This is a genomic window from Gemmata algarum, from assembly GCF_034097035.1.
Taxonomy (GTDB): domain Bacteria; phylum Planctomycetota; class Planctomycetia; order Gemmatales; family Gemmataceae; genus Gemmata; species Gemmata algarum.
In genome coordinates, this window is the sequence record NZ_JAXBLV010000171.1 from 1 (window position 1) to 215 (window position 215).

General features: G+C 66.5%; 1 protein-coding gene. It reads right to left on the reverse strand.

Going from position 1 to position 215, the window contains the following annotated elements; genetic code table 11:
• Nucleotides 1–215 (reverse strand): hypothetical protein (locus R5W23_RS12995; RefSeq protein WP_320686680.1); only part of this gene is annotated, 215 nt, incomplete at both ends.

The window sequence follows — 215 nt, forward strand, 5'->3', positions numbered from 1 at the left end:
TCCGGCTCGGCCATCTTCTGGACCGAGCCGGTCACCTCTTGAGCGGTCGCGCTACCGAGCACCTTGCCGCGCACCGCCTGGTTCCGAGCGAATGCGTCCTGGAGTTCGTCCACGGTCGTCAGCGCCTCATGGAGTTTCGGGTTATTCTTCAGGTACGGCTCGAGCGCCGTCGTGATCGCGTCCGCCGCGTTCTGCTGGTCCGAGCCGGCCGCCTT